Source organism: Myxococcus sp. RHSTA-1-4 (genome assembly GCF_020037125.1).
Lineage (GTDB): Bacteria > Myxococcota > Myxococcia > Myxococcales > Myxococcaceae > Myxococcus.
Map to the genome: position 1 here is coordinate 74,408 of NZ_JAIQDG010000039.1, position 20,825 is coordinate 95,232.

At 70.6% G+C, this 20,825-nt stretch carries 21 protein-coding genes and 1 tRNA gene; 4 read left to right on the forward strand and 18 right to left on the reverse strand.

What is annotated here, in order from left to right:
- Window positions 1-82 precede the first annotated feature (82 nt).
- Window positions 83-168 (reverse strand) — tRNA-Leu (locus K8638_RS37295).
- A gap of 96 nt (window positions 169-264) precedes the next feature.
- Here K8638_RS37295 and K8638_RS37300 point away from each other — a divergent pair.
- The 3 genes from K8638_RS37300 to K8638_RS37310 all read left to right on the forward strand — a co-directional run bounded on the left by K8638_RS37300 (window position 265) and on the right by K8638_RS37310 (window position 4,151).
- A complete protein-coding gene (locus K8638_RS37300) occupies window positions 265-1,008 on the forward strand; it encodes a M48 family metallopeptidase (protein WP_223759494.1) in 744 nt (247 codons plus the stop codon).
- A 400-nt stretch (window positions 1,009-1,408) separates the two neighbouring features.
- Window positions 1,409-2,365 carry a diguanylate cyclase gene (locus K8638_RS37305; protein WP_223759495.1) on the forward strand — a complete coding sequence of 319 codons (957 nt, stop codon included), beginning with the start codon at window positions 1,409-1,411 and terminating at the stop codon, window positions 2,363-2,365.
- Between the two features lie 49 nt (window positions 2,366-2,414).
- On the forward strand, window positions 2,415-4,151 hold the full coding sequence (locus tag K8638_RS37310) for a response regulator (protein ID WP_223759496.1): 1,737 nt from the start codon (window positions 2,415-2,417) through the stop codon (window positions 4,149-4,151).
- 49 nt (window positions 4,152-4,200) lie between these two features.
- Here K8638_RS37310 and K8638_RS37315 read toward each other — a convergent pair whose 3' ends face one another.
- The 17 genes from K8638_RS37315 to K8638_RS37395 all read right to left on the reverse strand — a co-directional run bounded on the left by K8638_RS37315 (window position 4,201) and on the right by K8638_RS37395 (window position 20,017).
- Window positions 4,201-4,791: an HdeD family acid-resistance protein gene (locus K8638_RS37315; protein WP_223759497.1), complete on the reverse strand. Its 591-nt coding sequence runs from the start codon at window positions 4,789-4,791 to the stop codon at window positions 4,201-4,203.
- A 220-nt stretch (window positions 4,792-5,011) separates the two neighbouring features.
- The gene (gene miaA / locus K8638_RS37320; RefSeq protein WP_223759498.1) at window positions 5,012-5,926 is read right to left on the reverse strand and encodes a tRNA (adenosine(37)-N6)-dimethylallyltransferase MiaA; all 915 of its coding nucleotides are present in this window, start codon (window positions 5,924-5,926) and stop codon (window positions 5,012-5,014) included.
- An 80-nt stretch (window positions 5,927-6,006) separates the two neighbouring features.
- On the reverse strand, window positions 6,007-6,804 hold the full coding sequence (locus K8638_RS37325) for a hypothetical protein (protein WP_223759499.1): 798 nt from the start codon (window positions 6,802-6,804) through the stop codon (window positions 6,007-6,009).
- 98 nt (window positions 6,805-6,902) lie between these two features.
- Window positions 6,903-7,064 (reverse strand): hypothetical protein, encoded by a 162-nt coding sequence (locus K8638_RS37330; protein ID WP_223759500.1) that lies wholly within the window; start codon window positions 7,062-7,064, stop codon window positions 6,903-6,905.
- 17 nt (window positions 7,065-7,081) lie between these two features.
- Window positions 7,082-10,174, reverse strand: a complete 3,093-nt coding sequence (locus K8638_RS37335) for a PQQ-binding-like beta-propeller repeat protein (protein WP_223759501.1) — start codon at window positions 10,172-10,174, stop codon at window positions 7,082-7,084.
- A 13-nt stretch (window positions 10,175-10,187) separates the two neighbouring features.
- Complete coding sequence (locus K8638_RS37340; protein ID WP_223759502.1) at window positions 10,188-10,670, reverse strand: hypothetical protein; 483 nt, start codon at window positions 10,668-10,670, stop codon at window positions 10,188-10,190.
- Window positions 10,670-10,966 carry a PqqD family protein gene (locus K8638_RS37345; RefSeq protein WP_223759503.1) on the reverse strand — a complete coding sequence of 99 codons (297 nt, stop codon included), beginning with the start codon at window positions 10,964-10,966 and terminating at the stop codon, window positions 10,670-10,672. The genes K8638_RS37340 and K8638_RS37345 overlap by 1 nt, the downstream gene beginning before the upstream one ends.
- Window positions 10,963-11,373 carry a S24/S26 family peptidase gene (locus tag K8638_RS37350; protein WP_223759504.1) on the reverse strand — a complete coding sequence of 137 codons (411 nt, stop codon included), beginning with the start codon at window positions 11,371-11,373 and terminating at the stop codon, window positions 10,963-10,965. Before K8638_RS37350 ends, K8638_RS37345 begins: the two co-directional genes overlap by 4 nt.
- A 184-nt stretch (window positions 11,374-11,557) precedes the next feature.
- Window positions 11,558-12,817 carry a histidine--tRNA ligase gene (gene hisS / locus K8638_RS37355; protein ID WP_223759523.1) on the reverse strand — a complete coding sequence of 420 codons (1,260 nt, stop codon included), beginning with the start codon at window positions 12,815-12,817 and terminating at the stop codon, window positions 11,558-11,560.
- Between the two features lie 26 nt (window positions 12,818-12,843).
- Window positions 12,844-13,686 carry an archaetidylserine decarboxylase gene (asd, locus tag K8638_RS37360; RefSeq protein ID WP_223759505.1) on the reverse strand — a complete coding sequence of 281 codons (843 nt, stop codon included), beginning with the start codon at window positions 13,684-13,686 and terminating at the stop codon, window positions 12,844-12,846.
- Window positions 13,687-13,747: 61 nt separating this feature from the next.
- Window positions 13,748-14,458, reverse strand: coding sequence for a hypothetical protein (locus tag K8638_RS37365; protein WP_223759506.1), 711 nt, complete (start codon window positions 14,456-14,458; stop codon window positions 13,748-13,750).
- 57 nt (window positions 14,459-14,515) lie between these two features.
- Complete coding sequence (locus K8638_RS37370) at window positions 14,516-15,247, reverse strand: metallophosphoesterase (protein ID WP_223759507.1); 732 nt, start codon at window positions 15,245-15,247, stop codon at window positions 14,516-14,518.
- Between the two features lie 24 nt (window positions 15,248-15,271).
- Entirely contained in the window at window positions 15,272-15,625 is a 354-nt protein-coding gene (locus K8638_RS37375; RefSeq protein ID WP_223759508.1) for a TIGR02266 family protein, read from the reverse strand.
- 101 nt (window positions 15,626-15,726) lie between these two features.
- Window positions 15,727-16,653, reverse strand: coding sequence for a PfkB family carbohydrate kinase (locus tag K8638_RS37380; RefSeq protein ID WP_223759509.1), 927 nt, complete (start codon window positions 16,651-16,653; stop codon window positions 15,727-15,729).
- Between the two features lie 118 nt (window positions 16,654-16,771).
- The gene (locus tag K8638_RS37385; RefSeq protein ID WP_223759510.1) at window positions 16,772-18,301 is read right to left on the reverse strand and encodes an MlaD family protein; all 1,530 of its coding nucleotides are present in this window, start codon (window positions 18,299-18,301) and stop codon (window positions 16,772-16,774) included.
- Window positions 18,302-18,401: 100 nt separating this feature from the next.
- A complete protein-coding gene (locus K8638_RS37390; RefSeq protein WP_223759524.1) occupies window positions 18,402-19,139 on the reverse strand; it encodes an ABC transporter ATP-binding protein in 738 nt (245 codons plus the stop codon).
- 56 nt (window positions 19,140-19,195) lie between these two features.
- Window positions 19,196-20,017: an ABC transporter permease gene (locus tag K8638_RS37395; RefSeq protein WP_223759511.1), complete on the reverse strand. Its 822-nt coding sequence runs from the start codon at window positions 20,015-20,017 to the stop codon at window positions 19,196-19,198.
- A 214-nt stretch (window positions 20,018-20,231) separates the two neighbouring features.
- On the opposite strand from K8638_RS37395, the gene K8638_RS37400 reads away from it, so the two are divergent.
- Window positions 20,232-20,807: a hypothetical protein gene (locus K8638_RS37400; RefSeq protein ID WP_223759512.1), complete on the forward strand. Its 576-nt coding sequence runs from the start codon at window positions 20,232-20,234 to the stop codon at window positions 20,805-20,807.
- The last annotated feature ends 18 nt before the right edge of the window (window positions 20,808-20,825 follow it).

The window sequence follows — 20,825 nt, forward strand, 5'->3', positions numbered from 1 at the left end:
CCTGCCCTCGCGCGCTCTGCCCTCCTGGGACTCGGGCATGGCCGGCGCGGTCACTCACGCCGGTCCATATCCCCTCGGATTATGGCCCTCCCCGGACTCGAACCGGGACGCGGGGTCAGCCGCAGCGGATTTTGAGTCCGCCTCGTCTACCAATTTCGACAGAGGGCCGCTTGTTGCGGAAACAGCCAGACGTATACCGCGACCCGCGTTCGTGTGCATCCGAAGATTGCGGTGTCGCACGCACATCGCTAAGAGGGGCCCGCCATGTACAACCTTCTCATTTCCCTGGCCGTGGGGATCGTGGTCGCGCTCCTGGTGAAGCTGGCCGGCTTCTCCCTGTGGGCAGGCCTCATCCCCGGGATCATCGCCCTCGTCGGCACCTTCGTCCTGCTCGCCCGGCGGGTGGCCGGCCGCATCCAGGCCTTGATGACGGTGGTCCAGCAGGACCTCCAGTCCCAACCCACCAACCAGAAGGACGCCCAGGCGAAGGTGGACCGGGCGGTGAAGACGCTGGAGCAGGGGCTGGTCTACGACAAGTGGCAGTTCCTCGTCGGCCCGGAGATCCACGCCCAGATCGGCATGCTGAAGTACATGGTGAAGGACCTGGACGGCGCCAAGGCGCACTTCGACAAGGCCAGCGCGCGCAACTACATGGCCAAGGCGATGCAGGGGGCCATGTACTACCAGCGCAAGGACTTCCCGGCGATGAAGGCCGCCTTCGAGGCCGCGGTGAAGAGCGGCAAGAAGGAGTCCATCGTCTGGGCGGTGTACGCCTGGTGCCTCCTCCAGAACAAGGAGAAGGATGGCGCGCTCCGGGTGCTCGCGCGCGGCGTGGAGGAGAACCCCAAGGACGAGAAGCTCAAGGCGAGCCTCACCCAGCTCCAGAATGACAAGCGGCTGAAGATGAAGCCGTACGAGCCCATGTGGTGGCAGTTCGGCCTCGAGGCCCCGCCGATGATGCCGCCCATGGGTGGCGGCCGCCGCATGCAGTTCATTACGCGACGCTGAAACCCCTGCGCGAGGCGTGTGAGCGTCCGCCCGCGCACGGGAATTCCTACCGGCCTGCCCATTCCCACGCTGGAACGTCTTCCGACCCGTTAAAACGGGGGGACGGAGAGGGCACGCAACTGCCCGGAAACACTCCGGCTGGCATGTCTCCGTGCGGGGCATGCAGCTTGCTCCAGGACCGTGCGCGCGTCGGGCGGAGCGCGAGAACCGCCACGCGGAGGCGGACGGGCTTGGCAGCCGGAGGTCTCGGGTGAAGGTTGCGGGAGTCGGCGGGTGCTTGCTGGACCGGGCGGCGGCGGATGCGCGTGGGGCGCAAGGGCGTCGGGGGCACTCGGAAGGGCGTGGCACCCGAGACTTTCGGCCTGCCATTTCGCAGCAGGCGAGCGAACCGGAGTGGTCCATGGAACGGCGTGGCCGTACCTCGGGGCGATCTCTCCTCCTCATCATCGAGGACGATGCGGGCGTCCGTGAGAGTCTCATGGACCTGCTCGCCTCCCGCTTCGACGTGCTCGCGGCGCCGGACGCGGACGCGGGGGTGGAGCTGGCGCGCGAGCACCGTCCGGACCTGGTCCTCCTGGACAGGTTCCTTCCCAGCGGGGACGGCCTCATGGTGCTGGAGTCGCTCCAGCGGGACGCGCGCACGGAGGCCGTCCCGGTCATCTTCCTCACCGGCGACGCGGACGAGGCCACGCTGGAGCGCTGCCTGGAGATGGGAGCAGTGGACTTCATCCACAAGCCGGCGAGCGCGCGCGAACTGATGGCGCGTATCGACCGGGCGCTCCGGCAGAGCGAGCAGCAGCGCCGGCTGCAGATCCTCGCGCAGACGGACGCACTCACCGGGCTGGCCAACTTCCGGGCGCTCACCGTGCGGCTGGAGGAGGAGTTCCGCCGGGCCCAGCGCTACGAGTACCCGCTGAGCGTGGTGGTCATCGACCTGGACCACCTCAAGGCCATCAACGACGGCCTGGGGCACGACGTGGGCAACCGGGCCATCCTCGCCCTGGCCTCGCAGCTCAAGGGCAACCTCCGGGAGTCCGACTTCGCGGCCCGTTTCGGCGGGGACGAGTTCGTCGCGCTGCTGCCGCACCAGACGGCGCTGGAGGCGGCCGTGTTCGCCGAGCGCATCCGCGCCGGGCTGCGCACGGTGGGGGTGCAGAAGAGCGACGGCCGCCCTGCCCCCTTCGGGCTGAGCGTGAGCGTGGGCATCGCGGACCATACGTTGGAAGGACCGAAGGAGGACACGGACGCGCTGCTCAAGGCGGCGGACGCGGCCCTCTACGAGGCCAAGCGGGAAGGCCGGGATCGGGTGGTGGTGTTCGGCCGGCCGGCGCTCTCCCCGCCGGTGCAGCGGCATTGACGGCAGGCGCGGCGAGGCAGGCAACGGCGGGGCGGCAACGAGGGCGCGGATGATGCAGGGCAACAGGCTGGCGAGCGGTTCGAGGGTGGCAATCGTCGGGGGCGGCATTGCCGGCGCGGGGCTGGCGGCCTCGCTCCTCTTCAACGGGCGGGCGCGGGGCCTGTCGCTGGACGTGCGGGTGTACGCGGGCGGGCTGTCGGAGCGCACGGCGCCTCCCGCGGTGCTGACGCCGGAGTGCCGCTCGCGCCTGGCCGCGCTCGGCTGCCGCGTCCCCACGGAGTGGCGGGCACACGAGCTGCGCGGCGTGGAGGTCATCGCCGAGGGCCGCCGGGAGCTGCTCCCCGCGACGGCGGGCGGCCTGTGGGTGGTGGATGGCTGGCCGCACGGCGACGGCGGGCTGGCGCAGGTGCGGGACGTGCTGGCCACGGCCGCGAGCGCCCAGGGGGCGCGCTTCATCTCGCGCCACGTGGAGCGGGTGGAGCGGCAGGCGCCGGCTCCTGACGCCCCCGCGTCGGTGCGCGGGGCCGGGCCGCTGGTGGTGCGCGCGCAGGGCAGCGGCGAGCGCTTCCACGCGGTGGCGCTGGCGGCCGGCGCGGGGCCGTTGCTGGGCGAGGCCTTCTTCAAGGGCTTCCGTCCGGCACCCACGGTGGCGGCGGTGCAGGCGCGGCTGCGGCACGCGTCGCCCCGGCTGGAGCTGGCGCCGCTGGCGAGGCTGTGGATTGCCCCGCTGCCGGCGGTGGACGGGCTGTTCCTGCTGCCGGGAGCGAGTTCCGTGTACGCGCTGGCCTTTGGCCCGGCGGTGACTCCGGCGGACCTGTGCCAGGCGCTGATGATGGCGGCGCGGGACGGGCTGGTGGAGGAAGGCTTCGAGCTGGCGGCGCTGGAGACGACACGCCTGCCCTACGGGCCGGGGCGCACGCTGGTGGCGCCGGGCCAGGTGGTGGTGGGGCCCGCGGCCTTCGGCCACCCGCTGCAGGTGGGGCTGTCGGAGACGCTGGCCTCGTGCAGCCGCGCGGCGGTGGCGCTGCTGGACGGGGGACTGGACGCGTCCATGCTGGAGCGCCGGTACGTGCGCGAGGGCCTGGGCGAGCTGATGGAAGACGCGGCGGCCGGGGCCCGGGCGGTGACGTGGCTGCGGCGCGCGGGACGGCGGGCACCGGCGGCCTTCATCGCGGCGAGGGGCCGGCGGACGTCCGGAGGCGTGTTCGGCGGCGGCGTGCTGGGGCTGAGCACGCCCACGCCCATGGCGCTGCTGGGCGCCGCGCGGTGGGCCGGACTGCGCGAGCTGGTGGGCTCGTGGATGCGGTCCACGATGGAGCCGGTGCCCACGGTGGTGCCCGAGCTGGAGCCCGACCTGTACTACGTGGTGGACGATGACCCGGACGCGCGCGAGGCGCTGACGGCGCTGCTGGAGAGCACGGGCGCCAAGGTGGTGGCCTTCGCGGACGAATTGGCGCTGTTCTGCGCGGTGGCGCGGCGCCCGCCCACGGCGATTCTCCTGGACGTGGTGCTGCACTGGGTGGATGGGCTGCGGCTGGCCGAGGGGCTGAAGCAGCACCCGCTCACTCGCAACACCCGGGTGGTGGTGATGAGCGGCCTCAACCGGCCTCACGTGCGGCAGCGGGCCCTGGACGCGGGGGCGGAGGCCTTCCTGCCCAAGCCCGTGGACCCGGAGCGGCTGCTGCGAATCCTCACGGGCCGCGTGCCGGCGGCGCCCGTGGCGGAGCCCGCCTCTCCCGCCGCGGGGAGCGTGCAGGACCTGGGCTCGGACCGCTACGCGTCCTGAGCGGGGCACGGGAGCCGCGCGGCCGTGGCGGCTCCCGGTCCGCCGGGGACTACGCGGTGACGGCGCGCATGGCCCGCCGCAGGGTCAGGGAGCCGGCAATGAGGGAGACGCCTCGGAAGAGGATGCCGATGCCCACCATGGTGCCCACCAGCCACACGGCGGAGATGGGCCACTGGGACATGACCACGACGCCCAGGAAGATGGAGACGGCGCCGTAGAGGAAGTCCCAGCCCCAGCGCGGATAGCGGTCCACGAGCGAGGTGATGGCGTGGAAGAGGCCGCTGGCGAAGAAGTAGCCGGCGAGCAGGAGCGTCAGCGCGGCCAGGCCCGCGGCCGGGTACACGAGCACGAACAGGCCCACCACGGTGGAGAGGATGCCGCCCAGCAGGTAGAGCCAGAACGGCCCGCCCGAGCCGCGGACGCGGAACGCGGCGACGATTTCCGCGATGCCCATCATCGTCAGCATCGCGCCGAAGAAGATGGCGGAGACCAGGCTGGTGAGGTAGGCGGCCCCCAGCGCGACGATGCCGAGGAGGGTCACCAGGATTCCGAGGACGAAGAGTCCTCCCCAGGCCGCCGAGGTCACCCTCGACGGGCCGCCCGTGACAGGCTCCCGATTGCGCTCGATGCTGATGGCCATGACGTCCGCTCCCGCGTTGTAGGCACCACGGCGACCGGAAGGCCGTGCGTCCGGCTGACGCGCGGCGGGCGCTGGGAGTGCCGGGTTTCCATTCAGCAACGAACATGGGCGCACGGGCCGGTGGGGACAACACGGGCCCTTCCCGCTCTGTCCCTCCCCTGCCCCGCCCCGAGGAACGGGGAAGCCGGACTGGCGCTCAGCTCCACGGCGCCCGAGCCGGTCAGCCCTCCGCGGGCCAGGGCACCTCGTACGGCGGCTGCACGAACACGGCGCCGGGCTCCTTGCGGAACCACGTGAGCTGGCGCTTGGCGTAGCGGCGGGTCTCCTGCGCGGTGTCGTGGATGGCCTCGGCCACGGTCATCCGCTCCTCCACCACGGCGCGGGCCTGCACGTACCCGACGCTGCGCATGGGGGCCGCGTCCGTGTAGCCACGGGCCATCAGCTCGCGCGTCTCCTCCACCAGCCCGCCGGAGAACATGGCCTCCGTGCGCGCGTTGATGCGCCGGTAGAGCTCCTCGCGCGGCGGGTCCAGCACGTACAGCCGGAAGGGATACCGGTCGGCGGAGAACGCATGCGCCCTCCGGAACTCCGAGGCGGGCACGCCCGTCTGCGCGTGGATCTCCAGCGCCCGGACGACGCGGACCAGGTCCTGGGGAGGCAGCTTCGCCGCCGTCTCAGGGTCCACCTCCGCCAGCCGGCGGTGCACGGCCTCGCGGCCCTGGGCCGCCGCCAGCGCCTCCAGCTCCGCTCTCAGCTCCGGGAGCGCGCCGGGGGCCTCCACCACGCCGTGCAGCAGCACGCGCAGGTAGAGGCCCGTGCCCCCCACCACGATGACCGGCCGGCCCCTGCCGGCAATCTCGGTGATCGCCGCGTCCGCGCGCCGCTGGTACTCGGCGGCGGAGAACGGCTCCAGCGGATCCACCGCGGACACCAGGTGGTGCGGCACCGCGGCCAGCTCCTCGGCCGAGGGCTTCGCCGTGCCGATGTCGAAGTAACGGTACACCTGCTGAGAGTCCGCGCTGACAATCTCTCCGCCCGCGCGCCGCGCCAGCTCGATGGCGAGCGCCGTCTTCCCTGACGCCGTCGGCCCGGCAATCACCGTCAGCCGCGGCCTTCCCTTCGGCGCCTCACCCATGTCCCGCCGCCTCCAGCGCGCACTGACCGGCCTCCGCGGCGGACGCATCGCGCACGAACACCCGCCATACCGCGAACGCCTCACCCATGCATCGACTCCAACGCTCCGCGAACGACCTTCGCGGCGGAGGCATCGCGCGCGAACACCAGCCGCACCGTGGACACCTCCGACAGCAGCCGCCCCGCCGCAGCGAGCAGCCCGCCTCGCCCCGCGGCCGTGGCCTCGGGCAGCAGCGCATTGAGCATCAGCATCCGCCCCACCTCCCCCGCCGCTTGCGGCTCCCACCGCGAGCCCATGTCCCACGCCAGCGTCCCCACCGCCTTCAACACGGCCTCACCGGGAAGTCCCACGTTCCACGGCGTCCCCGCGGCCCGCCACACGGCGCGAGCCCCGTCCGCCGTCGCCTCCGGCCACACGGCCACCAGCTCGTCGGACAGCACCTCACCGCCCGCGCCCGCCCACAGCGCGCCCAGGGTGCTCTTCCCCGCCCCCGAGTGCCCCACGAACAGCGCGGCCCGCCCCAGGTGCGCCACCGCCACGCCATGCACCAGCAGGCCGCCGCGCCGGGCGAGCGCCCCCGCCAGCATCACCTTCAGCACCGTCTCCACGGGAAAGCGCCCCTGCCCCACCACCGTGGCGCGCAGGCCGTCCGGAGAGAGCGTCGCGGAGTAGTCCTCCCCTTCCAGCCGCAGCGTGCCGTCCGGGGCTCGCCGCACGAGGGGAAGCTCGCGCGTGGTGGGAGCGGGACGGGGCACCTCGGGCGCGATGACCTGCAGCCGGGCCACCGCGCCACCCTCGGGGGCGGCGGGAGCCACGAACCGGGAAAACATCCGCCGCAGCGAGTCCCGCAGGTCCGCGTCGGCGACCTCGAGCGCCACGGACCACCCGGCGATGCACAGGGACAGTCCCGTGGCCGCCGGGAGGCCGTCGGGACTGCCGGAGCCACCGGAACCGAGCCGTCCGGTACCGCCGGTGCTCAGGGGCAGAGCTCCGATTCACCCGGAATGGTGCACTGGGACGTCTGGGCCAGCGCCACGAAGGGCTGCTCCCAGAGGATGGCGGGAGCCTCGTAACGCGGGCTCACCTCGGGGGAGGTGGCCGGCTGGGGCGCGTCTTGCGTTTCGGACCGTGTCGGCATGGAAGAAGGGTCCTTTCTCATTGGAAGGGCACCGGGAAGGCGCAGATGCGGCCGTCTTGCGAGCCCACGTGCAGACGCCTCACGGTGCTGGTGTTGTCGATGGTCGGAGTCCCGATGAGCTGCGCGCCACCCAGCGAGACCTGCGCCGAGTCGGTGCCATCGGTCAGCTCGAGCTGGTGCACCCGCCCATCCGAGCTGCCCACGTAGAGGCGGGCCACCGCGTTGAGGTTGAAGGAGAACACACCAGACGGGTCCGCGATGGGCGTGGTCCACTTCAGCGTCGGCGCGACGCTGGCGGAGGCCGTATCCCAGAACTCCACCCGGCCCGCGGCGATGCTGGCCACGAAGCCCGCGCCCTGCGGGCGCACGAAGTGGGTGAACGCGGGCGTGTTCGCCCCCGGCGGAGTGGCAACGGGAATGCTCCACACCGGCTGCAGCGTGGCCACGCTCACCGCGTGGACGGTGCCGTCGTTGGCGGTCGCGAAGATGAGGTTGCTCACCGCGTTGCGCACCAGGCTCACGTCGACGTCACCCACGGGGAGCCGGGCGACTTCCTGCGCGGCGGGGCCGGTGGCCAGCGTGTTCAGGACGCGGAGCGTGTCCGAGGAACCCGCGCTGCTCCGGGTGCCGATGAAGAGGCGGTTGTTGACGTAGTCCACCACCATGCCGCCGCTGACCATGCCCAGGTCGCCGGGCTGGTACGTCCAGACCAGCGCACCCGTGGCGGCGTTCAGCGCCACCACGCGGTTCTGCGCCGGGTCCGCCAGCCGCGTGGCGAAGAACACCAGGTCGCGGCCGGGGTGCGCGGCCTGGTAGGCCGCGTTGGCGTAGTCATGGAGCTGGGTGACGGGGAAGGACTGGATGGTGCCAATGGGATTGCCGCCGTTGTCCCAGCGCCACAGCACCTGTCCGGAGCTGGCGTTGATGGCGTAGGCGACGCCATTCTGGTCACCCACCAGGATGTACTGGCCGGACAGCCCGCGCAGGGGCACCACCGGGAAGCGGCTGCCGATGAGGCCCGACAGGGGCAGCGGGCGCCAGCGCTCGGCGCCGTCCTGGGACGGGTTGCTCACCTGCGTGAGGTTCGCCACCACCGAGTTGTTGAAGGAGCTGAAGATGCCCACGCCCAGCTCGGTGATGGGCTGGAGGCGCGCGTCCAGGCCCACCGAGTAGCACCAGAGCGGCTCGCCGCTCACGCGCGCCCGAGGGGTGGCGATGAGCGCCTCCGACGTGGGCCGGTTGCCCGCCGAGTACCAGCGCAGGTCATCCGCGTTGAACACGCGGTAGTAGTACGTCGTGCCGTTGGTGACGGTGGTGTCCGTGAAGGTGGAGGCCGAGCTGAAGGCCTCCGTGTAGACGACGGTGGCGTTACCCACGGTTTCGCCCACGGCGTAGCTCCGGCCCTGCTCGGGGGGCGTATTCGGGGCCGCGCCCTCCGCGCGCAGCACCAGGACGCCGCCATGCAGCGCCGGGTTGTCCCAGGTGAGCGTCACGCTGGCATCGCGGGCCACGCCGGTGAGGCGCTCCACCTCCGGCGCGGTGCCAGTCAGCAGCGTCATGTGGCCATCGATACGCAGGGGCGGCCCGTTGAAGTCATCAACGAGGTGCAGCCGGTGACGGAACGCGGTGGGCGCCGTGACGGCGCCGAAGTTCGCATACACCACGGAGAACGCGAGCTCCTCCCCCACCGGGATGCCCGCCGCGTCGGCCTGCCAGGTGATGCGGGTGGAGTCATTGCGAATCACCGTCCACCCGGCCGGCGCCACGGGGTTGCCGGGCTGGGTGAAGTAGTTGGACGGGGGCCGCAGCAACTGGACCTCGAGGATCGGCTGCGTTCCGCGGTTCTGCACGGTGTAGACGACGGTCTGGTTCGTGGCGGCGGCATCCAGGGACTCGGGGCTCACCCGCACGCGGTGCGCCGCGATGGTGCCGCGCGCCGAGTCCACGAGGTCACCCGCCAGCGCCGAGCCGTTGCGGGTCGCATCCACCTGGGCCTGGAAGAAGAAGTCCGACCCCGCGGCGCCGGAGACCTGGTAGCTCCAGACGAAGTGGGCCGAGGCCCCTGGATCGAGCCGGCTCACGCTGGCCGGGATGGGACCGGACTGGGGCGTGAGCGTGGCGGTGCCTTGAGCGACCAGGGCTCGCGGCTGCACGTTCGCGAGGGTGTCGGTGGTGGACGTGTTGGTCACCGTCATCCGTACCCGGACCATTTCACCAGGGAACGCCTCCACGGTGTCCATGTCGACAGCGGCGGCCAGAGGGCCCACGTTCACCATCCGTGCACTCGCCGCCCGTGAGGTGACGCTCGTCGCGGCATTGGTACCCTGGACCTGCGGCACCGCGGTGCCGGCGGCGGTCGCCCGCGCGCGCGCCACCAGGACGCCCGTGCCCCGCAGTGGCACAGTCACCTGGAACGGAGTGGGGTCCCTGCTCACGACGGTGAACGCGGCACCGCCGGAGCCGGTGGACGGGTCCGTCGCGGTGATGCCGCTCTGCGCGACCGTGGTGCGGTTCTCGACGACGATACGGGCCTCGGTCTCCCCGTTGATGGCCAGGCCTCTCGGCTGCATCGAGACGTACGTGATCAGGCCCAGACGCCGCCACTGGGCGGCAGTCGCGTTGAGGGTCGTGCTGAACGTGCTTCCCGTGCACTGGTTCCTGGCGACGGTCCCCCCCGCGAACTGGTCATTCGTCCGGTCCACGTTCTGGGCGGACGGGATCAGCCGGAGTGTGAAGCGCGCCGTCTCCCCCGTGTCCAATCCATCGAACGCTCCCGCGCAGTTGACCGGCAGCGAGAAGGTGATCTGCCGCGTCGCCATGGCGTAGTCCACGGACCACCCCGCGGGCGCGGTGGTCCGCAGCGGCACGTAGCCCGTGGGCAGCGTGAATGTAATGTCGGTGATCGGCTGGTACTGGGGCGAGTTGAGCCGGGTGTTGTTGCGCACGTCGACGGTCAGCTCGGAGACCTCGTCCATCACCACCTGCGCCTGCGTTTCACCCGGCGCGGCGATGGTGGTGATGGTGAAGCTGCGGGTGGTGGTCTGCGCCGCGGCGACCACCGGTACCAGGGAGGCGAGCAGCACCGCGAGCCGGGTGTTGAAGGATTTCATGGCGGGCCTCACGTCACGGCTCCAGGGTGAAGGCGGCCGTGGTCAGCGGCGCACCGTCGAGGAAGAAGCGCGCCTGCCACGTCCCGCTCATGCCGGAGGTGGTCACGGTGGTGCCGGCCACGGGCAGCGAGAAGCGCACCGTGCGCGACTCGTCGGGCCGTGCCTCCACCACCGAGGAGCGCCGCTCATAGGGAAGGCCGGACGGCGGCACGAACTCCACCTCCACCGTCCCGCGTCCGCGCACGCCGCGCACCGTCAGGTCCACGTCCACCTGGGACACCGACGCGAGCCCCCGGGCGCCCTCCTCCAGGCCCACCACGACGGCGCTGCCCGTCACGGGCGCGGGCGGCTGCACCACCACCACCGCCTCCTCCGGCGTGGGAGAACCCGGGTCCGTGGACGGATCGTCCACCGGCACCGGGGCGAGGGGCGCCTTCCCCTCCGTGCACGCGGACAGCAGCACTGCCGCCGCGAGGAACGCCATACGCGCTCGCATCACCGTACCTCCTGAAGCTCGTCGATGAGGCCCAGCCGGGCCAGGTCAGTCAGGAATCGCAGCGTATCCGTGAGGACCTGCCGCGCGTCCATGCGATACTCCCGCGCCACCTGATCCGCAATGGCGCGCGCCGTGTGCTTCCCGTCGCAGAGTTCCCACACCCGGATCGCCGTCGCGTTCAACCCGCGCAGCGTGCGCCCCTCCGCGTCCAGCACGATGAAGTCCGAGCCGAACCGCTGGCCCGAGACGCCCTCGCGGTGGCGGGGAACGCGGTCCACCCCGAAGCCCTCGCTCATGAGCGCCGCCCTCCCCGCCCCAGCAGCGCGGCCAGGCGCCACTTCACCGCCACCCGCAGGCGCCCCAGCCGGGTCGGGCCCCGGTCCCACCCCTCCTCCAGCACCACCCCGCCCCGGCGCACCCGCAGCACCCGTCCCAGCACGCGAGACGGCGGCAGCAGTGGATCCTCCGAAAGCGAGTTGTCCCCGCGCAGCGACAGCACGCCGGCGTCACACCACCGCACCCGGTGCAGCACCAGCGCATGGTCGAAGCGCGCCAGCACCACCTCGCCGGGCCTCGGTGCCCCGTGCAGCGGCTCCACACCCGCCAGGTCTCCCGAACGCAGCGACGGCCACATGCTGTCCCCGTGAACGGGAATCCAGCGCAGCGCGGGCGGCACGGCGGAAGTGGAAGACTCTCGTGACATCGTAGACCGGGCAGTCTACCCGACCTGCGGTATCACCGCGAGTACACCCCACCCCACGACCCCAGGTTTTCCCAGGGGTTACACGCCTGCCTGCTATTCACGGTGATTGCGGGAAGTCCCCGGGTTTCCCGGCGCCTCCCGCTCCGTCACCGGAGGCTGGGAGGCACCGGAAGCCCGCGGAACCTCAGGCCGGACCCGCCGGGGTGGCGGCCGGCTGGGCGCGCAGCGTCTTCGCCACGTCGTCCAGGGCCACGGGGATGGGCTCACCCCCGGCCATGGGCTTCAGCTTCGCCTGTCCGCTGGTGCGCTCGGCCTCGCCCAGCACGAGCGTGAAGCGGGCGCCGCTCTTGTCGGCGCGCTTCATCTGGCTCTTGAGGCTGCCGCCACGGGTGTCGAAGTCCACGCGCAGCCCCTCGCGGCGCAGGCGGCTGGCCAGCGTCAGGGCATCCGTCTGCGAGCCCTCGTCCGCCACGGCCACGAACAGGTCCGGCGACGAGGTGAACTTGCGGCCGCTCTCCTTCAGCAGCAGCACCAGCCGGTCCAGACCGATGGCGAAGCCCACGGCGGGCACGTCCGGCCCGCCCAGGCCCTTCATCATCTTGTCGTACCGGCCGCCGCCGCACACGGTGCTGGCGGTGCCCAGCGCGGGGTGCGAGGCGATGACCTCGAAGACGGTGCGCGTGTAGTAGTCCAGGCCACGCACCATCCGCGGGTTCTCCACGAACTTGATGCCCAGCGCCGTCAGCTTGCGCTTCAGGTCATCGAAGTGGGCGCGGCACGGCTCACACAGGAACTCGAGCACGTTGGGCCCGGCCGCGGCGATGGCCTGGCACCCCTCGTTCTTGCAGTCCAGCACGCGCAGCGGGTTGGTCTCCAGGCGCCGCTGGCAGTCCGCGCAGAGCGACTCGCGCTTCGAGCGCAGGTACTCCACCAGCTTCGTGTGGTACGCGGGCCGGCACGCCTCGTCCCCCAGGGAGTTGAGGTTGAGGGACACGTCCTTCAGCTCCAGCGCCTCCAGGAACTGGACCACCATGTCCATCAGCTCGGCGTCCTGGGCGGCCTCCTTCGCGCCGTAGGCCTCCGCGCCGATTTGATAGAACTGCCGGTAGCGGCCCGTCTTCATCCGCTCGTAGCGGAACATGGGCCCCATGTAGAACCAGCGGGTGATGGGCTCCTGGTTGATGACGGAGTGCTCGATGTACGCGCGCGCCGCGGGCGCGGTGCCCTCGGGTCGGAGCGACAGGCTGCGGCCGCCCTTGTCCTCGAAGGTGTACATCTCCTTGCCGACGATGTCCGTCTCCTCGCCCACGCTGCGCACGAAGAGCGCGGTGTCCTCCACCATGGGCGTGCGGACCTCGCCGTAGCCGAACCGGCCGAACAGCTCGCGCGCCAGGGCCTCCACGTGCTGCCAGATCTCGATCTCCCCGGGGAGGAGATCATTCATGCCCTTCACACCGGCGATCTTCTGGCTCACGAAATCACTCCAATGCGCTTGCCCATGCGCACCTCGGCCTCCTCCCGGAGGCTGTCATCCCAGGTGACGCGCTTGGGCTCGAACAGCAGGATGACGGTGGAGCCCATCTCGAAGCGGCCCAGCTCGCCGCCCTTCTCCACCGGCAGGCCCGAGTCGTACTTGTGGACCTTGCCGGGCTTGCCCGCGTGGGTGAGCACGTCGTCGTACGACGCCTTGATGCGCGACACGCAGGTGGCGCCCACCTTCACCACGGCGCACCTGCCCGCCACCGTGTCCAGGTACGTGACGAGCCGCTCGTTGACGCAGAACAGGGACTGCTTGTTCTTCACCGACGCCGGGTTCACCGGCCAGAACTCACCGGGGATGTACGCGTAGCCCGTGATCTTGCCGCCCAGCGGCGCGTGGATGCGGTGGTAGTCGCGCGGGGACAGGTAGATGGTCGTCCAGGCGCCGCCGTGGAACGGCTTCGCGGCCTCGGTGTCGCCCAGCAGCTCGTCCACCGTGTACTCGATGCCCTTGGCCTGCAGGCACCGGCCCTGGTCGGAGTAGCCCACCTGGGACACGCGGCCGTCCACGGGGGACACCACCACCTTCTCGCCCGGGTCGATGGGGCGCAGGCCCGGCTTGAGGCCGCGGGTGAAGAACTCGGCGAAGGTGGGGTAGCGCTCGAGGGCGTGCTCGGCCTCCTCCATGTCCACGTTGTACGCCTTGGCGAAGGCGCGCATCGCCATGTGGTGGACCGGCGCCGGCGCGGGCAGGCGCGTGGCCATGCCCACCACGGTGGAGAGGGCCGACTTGGGCAACAACTGCATCAACTTCATGAAGGTCTGGTCGTTCATTCGGCTTCGTACGCGAAAGAAGTCGTCAGGGGCCGCCACGCGGGCGGAAGGGCTGTGTCTCTTAACGGCCGGCGTCCGGCACCGTGCCGCCATCGGCCGTGACTGTCACGGTCCGGACAGCGCTCTTCGGTAACAGCGTCAGCACCCGTCCCTCTTCGATGAGCAGCAGCGAGTCCACGTGCCCGGGGTATTCCAGGCGGCAGGACGTGCGGTCGGCCAGCTCCCAGGTCTCCCGCATTCCGCGCCCCTCCACGTCGATGGGCACGCCCCGGCGGAAGCAGCCGCGGAACCCGGCCACCAGCTCGGAGGCGGGGGTGCCCGCCTGGGGGCCGGTGAGCCCCGCGTCCGGGGGGCCGGCATCCGGGGCCTCCTCCACCGGGGGTGGCGCCTGCCGCTCGGGCGTGGACGACGGGAGGCTCGTCCCCGGAGGCACCTCCCGGGCGGAGGAGATGGCCTTCTCCCGGGCGCTGGCCTCCTGCTGCATGCGGGCGCGGCCCTCCTGGATGCGCTGGAGCAGCGCGCGGGCGCCCTCCGCGTCCAGGCTGTCGGCCGGCACGCGCTGGAGCTGCGCCTCGATTTCACCCATCTGCGGGTCGAGGTACGCGCCATCCAGCTTCTGCGCGTACAGGGCGCGGAAGCGGCGCGAAGCCTCTTCGTACTCGGCGGACGGGCCCGAGTCGCGGCGGCAGGCCGCGGGCGCGAGCGCGAGCAGCACGGTGATGGCAATGCCCACGAAGGGCCGGAGGGGGACTCGAGGGACCTGGGTGCGCACGAGCCCGGGTTTATTTCATTTCCCCGCGCCTGTGCCGACTTTTGTGCTTGCGGTGCGTCAGACCCCGAGGAACAGGCGCTTGCCGAAGTTGAGCGCCAGGTCCGCGTCGAAGATCTTCTGGGCCGACGTCTCGATGTCGTACTCCACGCGGACGTACTCCACCGTGCGCGCGTCCGTGTCGCAGATGACGAAGCAGGCCCGGTTGTCGTAGTCGCGCGGCTGGCCCACGCTGCCCACGGAGATGATGTACTTGTAGCCCTTCCGGATGCCGAACTTCTGGGCCACCACGTCGTTCACCTCGCCATTGCCGATGGCGAAGGCGCGGCACAGGTGGCTGTGCCCGATGAACGTCACCTCCGGCAGCTCCGCCACGTACGGTGTCAGCTCCCGCGCCTGCTCCAGCGCGAAGATGTACTCGTACGCCTTCGGGTCGATGGGCGAGCCATGGCAGAAGCCCACGTCCCCAATCCGGTAGGTGTACGGGAGGCTGCGCAGCCACAGCATGTTCTCGTCCGTGAGGACGTTGGCGGACCAGTCCAGCGCGTGCCGGGCGGCGTCGTAGTAGTACGAGTAGTCCATCCGCCCCGCCACCGCCGCGTCGTGGTTGCCCAGCAGCGTCACCTCCGCCACCGAGCGCACCAGGTCACAACACGGGTTGGGCGAGGCCCCATATCCGACGATGTCCCCCAACGAGACGAAGCGGTCCACCTTCTGGTGCTCGGCCACGCGGAGCACCTCGGTGAGCGCCTCGATGTTGGAGTGGATGTCGGAGATGACGGCGATGCGCATGGGGGCCTCGGTGGGGGACCGGCTTTAGCCGGCCCAGCCGACCTTCACCTGGTTCGTCTGCTGCTGGGCTATCATCTGCCGGAGCCGTCCCAGGGTTTCGCCGTCGAGCGACTCGAAGCGCAACCCCATGCCGGGAGGGAAGGCCCGCTCCTCTTCCTCCCGCAGCCATACGACAACCGCGTTCGCGTGGATCGCCGGATCACCACCGGGCGTCAGCCGGACAACAGCTCGCGCCCCACGGGCCAGGGGCGTGCGCGTGCGCAGGAAGAGGCCTCCCTCGCTCAGGTTGGAGATGCGCGCGTAGAGGGTGACGTTGTCACCCTCGCACCAGCAACGAAGCTGGGTGGGAATCCGCGTGTGCTTTCGGTTTTCGCTCAACCCGCTTCCTTCTTCCGGCACTGGATCAGCAGCCTACGGAGGGGGTGAATCCACCGTCAAGTTCGAGGGTGGGATTCTCCCCCACCCCGAGGCCGTCCGACTCAGCGCTCCAGCGGGCCCAGGTCGTCGAAGTGGGTCAGCTTGCGGAACTCGGCGAAGCGGGCGTGGATTTCCGGCCGGGTGACTTCACGCAGCCGCTCCAGGCTGAACTTCTCCACGGTGAAGGAGGCCATGACGCTGCCCATCACCATGGCGCGGCGCAGGAGCGCGCTGTCGAGCGCGCCCGTCGAGGTGGCGAGGGCGCCCATGAAGCCGCCGGCGAAGGTGTCCCCCGCGCCGGTGGGGTCGAACACCTCGGCCAGGGGGAAGGCCGGGCAGGCGAAGACGTGGTCCTGCTCGAAGAGCAGCGCGCCGTACTCGCCGCGCTTGATGACCACGCGCTGGGGGCCCATGGAGAGGATGGCCCGGGCGGCCTTCACCACGTTGTGCTCCCCGGCGAGCTGCCGCGCCTCCGCGTCGTTGACGAAGAGGAGGTTGACGCGCTTGAGCGTCTTCAGCAGCGCCGGCTTGCTGCCCTGGATCCAGAAGTTCATCGTGTCGGCGGCCACCAGCTTCGGGGCCCGCACCTGGTCCAGCACCTGCGCCTGGAGCTCCGGGTGGATGTTGCCGAGGAAGACGTAGGGCGTGTCCCGGTACGACTCGGGCAGCTTCGGCGAGAAGGCCTGGAAGACGTTGAGCTGGGTGTCCAGCGTCTGCGCCTCGTTCAGCTCGTAGCCGTAGCGGCCCTTCCAGCGGAACGTACGGCCGGACTCACGGGTGAGCCCCTCCAGGTCGATGCCCCGCCCCTTGAGGAAGTTGAGGTGCGCCTCGGGGAAGTCCTCGCCCACCACCGCCACCACCCGCGCGGGCGTGAAGAACGAGGCGGAGGTGGAGAAGTAGGTGGCGGAGCCGCCGAGGATGTCCTCCTTGCGCCCGAAGGGGGTCTCCACGGAATCCAGGGCGACGGAGCCGACGACGAGAAGGGACATGCGAGCTTCCTGGGAGATGGCCGGAAAAAAGGCACGGCGCTCCCCGGGAACCCCGTGCCGTAGCCGGGTACGCTGTTTCCCGGCTTCCGTCAAGAGTCGAACGGAGGGAGCAGGCGGATCAGAGGGCCGGCACGCCCGTGACGGAGAGGATGGCCTTCAGGTCGTCGTCTGTGAAGAAGAGGCCGCCGCCCACGAAGAAGTCCCGGCCGGCGATCAGCCGCTGGGTCGACAGGTCGCGCTGCTGGGCGTTGAGGATGTCGTCCATGCCCGCCACCACGAAGAGGTGGTCGAACGCCTGGGCGCGAAGGGTGGCGCGCAGCCGGGGGTAGCGCAGCTCGTCCGCCGCGAAGTTGAAGGCATCCAGCTTCAGCGTCAGCGCATCCTCGAAGAAGTGCAGGTCGCCACCCACGCCACCGGTGGACTCGATGAGGCCCACGCGCAGGGTGGCGAAGTACCAGCGCTTGGCGAACTGGGCGCTGAGCTTCAGGCTCTCCTTGGTCACCTTCTGCGTCTGGATGACCGGGTCGCCCTCGGAGGGCGGGTTGGTCTGCACCACCTGGGTGGACACGGTGCCGCGCGGGTCGTCCACCAGCTCCAGCAGGTAGTACTTGTCCGGCTTGGGGATGAGCCGCAGCGACAGCAGGTTCTTCGAGCGGCCCTGGGCGGCCAGGTAGGTGCTCTGGATGCCCACCTCCGTCTGGAGGTCGGTGACCCGGGAGGCCAGGCGGGCCACGTCCGTCACCGTCTCGCGGATCTCCCGGCCCACGCTCTCGTCGGCCAGCAGCACGCCCGCGGCGCCCTCGCCGTTCTTCACCTTGGTGGTGATCTCCTCCAGGTTGCCCAGCGTGCTGTCGAGCTTGTTGAGCGTCTCCTTCAGGCTGGCGACGGTCTCCTTCACGTCGCCCTCGCCGGTGCCGACGATGTTCTTCACGCTCGCGAGCACCTCGCGCACGTCGCGGGTGATCATCTCGATGTTGTCGACGATGCGCGTGACTTCGGCCTGGTTGCTCTGGGTGATGCCGCGCACGTCCGAGGAGATGCCCTCGAAGTTGACGAGGATGGAGTCCAGCCGGTCCGCGTTGCGGCGCACGGCGGCGTCCACCGAGTCCGACAGGCGCACCAGGTTCTCCACGATCCGCTGCAGCGAGCCCTGGCCCTTCTCCCCGCCCAGCACCTCCCGCAGCGCGCCCGTCACCTGCTGGATGTCCGAGGTGATCTGCGACAGGGACTCGAACACGGCCTCCATGCCCGCGGTGTCGATGACGCGGCGGATCTGCCCCCCCTCCTCGAGGCTGGGGGCGCTCTCCGTGCCGGGGTTGAGGTCCAGGAGGTAGTCGCCCAGCAGCGACTCGGAGCGCTTGGTGAGGACGGCGTCCTCGCGCAGGTCCACCTCGTTGGTGATCCGCAGCCACACCTTGGCGCGGGTGCCCTCGAGCGTGATCTCGTCGATCTCCCCCACGGGAATACCGGCGATCTGCACCCGGCCCCGCACGGCCAGGCCGGACGCGTCCCGGAAGTAGGCCCAGACCCGGAGGGACTCGCTTTCGCTCAGTCCGCCCTTCTTGGCGAACAGGATGAAGGTGATGAAAAAGGCACCCGCGGCGATGACCAGCAGGCCAACACGGAAGGGCGTGACGAGCTTCTTCACCTGATGTGACTCCGAGGGCTACCGGCCGGCCGCGACTCTAACGTTTTGCATCCGGAGTGCCACCTTTTCCTGGGGGCCACTCCCCTCCCCGCGCTCCGGCCTAGTTCTTCCCGAACCATGTCTGTAGGAACACCTTCACCGCGGGATGCTGGGATTCCCGGAGCTGATCCGGGGGCCCGTTCTCCACGATGACGCCCTTGGACAGGAAGGCGATCTGGTCCGCCACGTTGAAGGCGGAGGCGATGTCGTGGCTGATCACCACGCTCGTGACTCCCAGGCCCTTCTGCGCGGCCAGGATCATCTCGTCCACGTAGTCGGTGGTGATGGGGTCCAGGCCGGTGGTGGGCTCGTCGTAGAGGACGATCTTCGGACCGAGAATGGTGGCGCGCGCCAGGCCCACGCGCTTGCGCATGCCACCCGACAGGTCCGACGGGAACTTGCCCTCCACCTCGGGCTTGAGGCCCATCAGATCCAACCGCGCGCGCACCTTCTGGTGGATGACGTCCTCGGGGTCCTTCGTGTGCTCGCGCAGGGGGAAGGCCACGTTCTCGAACACCGTCATGGAGTCGAAGAGGGCCGCGGCCTGGAACACCATGCCGAACTTGTTCCGGACCTGCTGGAGCTGCCGCGCGCCCATGGGGACGATGTCCTCCCCGTCGATGATGACCTTGCCGCTGTCCGGCTTGAGCAGGCCGATCATGTGCTTCATCAGCACCGTCTTGCCGGAGCCGGAGCCGCCGAGGATGACGCACGTGCTGCCCGCGGGCACCTTGAGGTTGATGCCGGTGAGGACCTTCGTCTCTCCGAAGGTCTTGTGCAGGTCCACGATCTCGATCATCGGCGTCGCGGACGTGCCGGGGCCGGGCCCCCTGGAGGTGGACTCGGGCGCGGCCATCAGTGCCAGATGATTCCGAGGATGAAGTCGAGGATGAAGATGGACAGGGCGCTGGACACCATGGCCTCCGTGGTGGCCTGGCCCACGCCCTTGGCGCCGCCGGACGCGTTGAAGCCCTTGTAGCAGCAGATGAGGGCCACGGAGAGGCCGAAGACGGCCCCCTTCGAGAGGCCCTCGTAGATGTCCGCGGGGACGAGCCACTGCTGGGTGCGGGAAATGAAGGTACCGGGGGAGATGCCCAGCGTCCCCACGGCGATGAGGTAGGCGCCGACCATGCCCGTGGTGAGGAAGAGCATGGTGAGGGCCGGAACCATGAGCAGGCCGGCCAGCACCCGGGGCACCAGCAGGTACTGCACCGGGTTGACGGCCATGGTCTCCAGCGCGTCCACCTGCTCGGTGACGCGCATGGTGCCCAGCTCCGTGCACATGGCGGACCCGGCGCGCATGGTGACCATCAGCGCGGAAAACACGGCGGCCAGCTCGCGGGACAGGGTCAGCGCCACCGTGGGGCCCACCAGGCTCTCCGCGTCGAACAGCGCGAAGGCCTCGGAGGTCTGCAAGGCGAACACCATGCCGGTGAACGTGCCGGTGAGGGACACGATGAAGATGGAGCCGACGCCCACGAAGTCGAGCTGGGCGAAGAGGTTGGCCATCCGGAAGGGACGCCGGACGCTCCAGCGGGCCACGTCCGCCAGCATCATCATCAGCCCCCCGAGCGTGTTGACGCCGTCGATGAGGCCCTTGCCGAAGTTGGAGATGGACTGGGTGAGGATTCCAGGCTCGCGCGCGGGGGCCGGGTTGCTGGGGGTCTGCGAAGTCATTCGGTCGTGAACCTACTCTTAACTGCCCGGCCCCCGGGCACAAGGGAAGTGATGACTCCCGAGGCCGTGGGCGGTATGCGCACCTCCTCCCCGAGGGCACGGAGAGGAAGCGGGCGTCGAAGACACTTCCTCCCGTTGGAGCGAAGCCGTTATGTTCCGCGCCCCTTTCCTTCCATGCCCGCGCTCCGGCGTGGGCCGAGAAACAGACGAACCCATGGCAACTCATAAGGTCGGCGGCGAGGTGGACGCGCTCTGCACCCGCTGCAAGCTCACCCTCGCGCACACCATCCTGGCGATGGTGGGAACGAAGATCGCGCGGGTGCGCTGCAATACCTGTGGCGGCGACCACGCCTACCGTGCCGCGCCCGGCGTCACGGATCGCCCCTCCTCCAGCAGCACCACGCGGACCGCCCGTACGTCCAGCAGCGGCTCCTCCGCGACCCCGAAGGCGGAGAAGGTCATCATCTCCTTCGACGAGCAGCTCGCCGGCAAGGACGTGGCCAGCGCGCGGCAGTACAGCCCGAAGGAGACCTTCCAGGTGGACGAGGTCATCCGGCATCCGACGTTCGGCACCGGCTTCGTGACGGCCGTGCGGGGCGACAAGGTGGACATCACCTTCCGCACCGACACCAAGACACTGGTGCATGGCCGTGGCGGCCCCCCGGCGGAGAAGCCGGCCTTCAGCCCGCCCACCGCCAGGGCCACCGGCCCGGCGGACAAGCCCCTTCCGGCGGAGCCCGCTCCCGGCTCCGGAGCGGACGGGGAAGCGCCGGCGCCGGGCGGGGATTGACCCGGTGAAGGCGGAGGG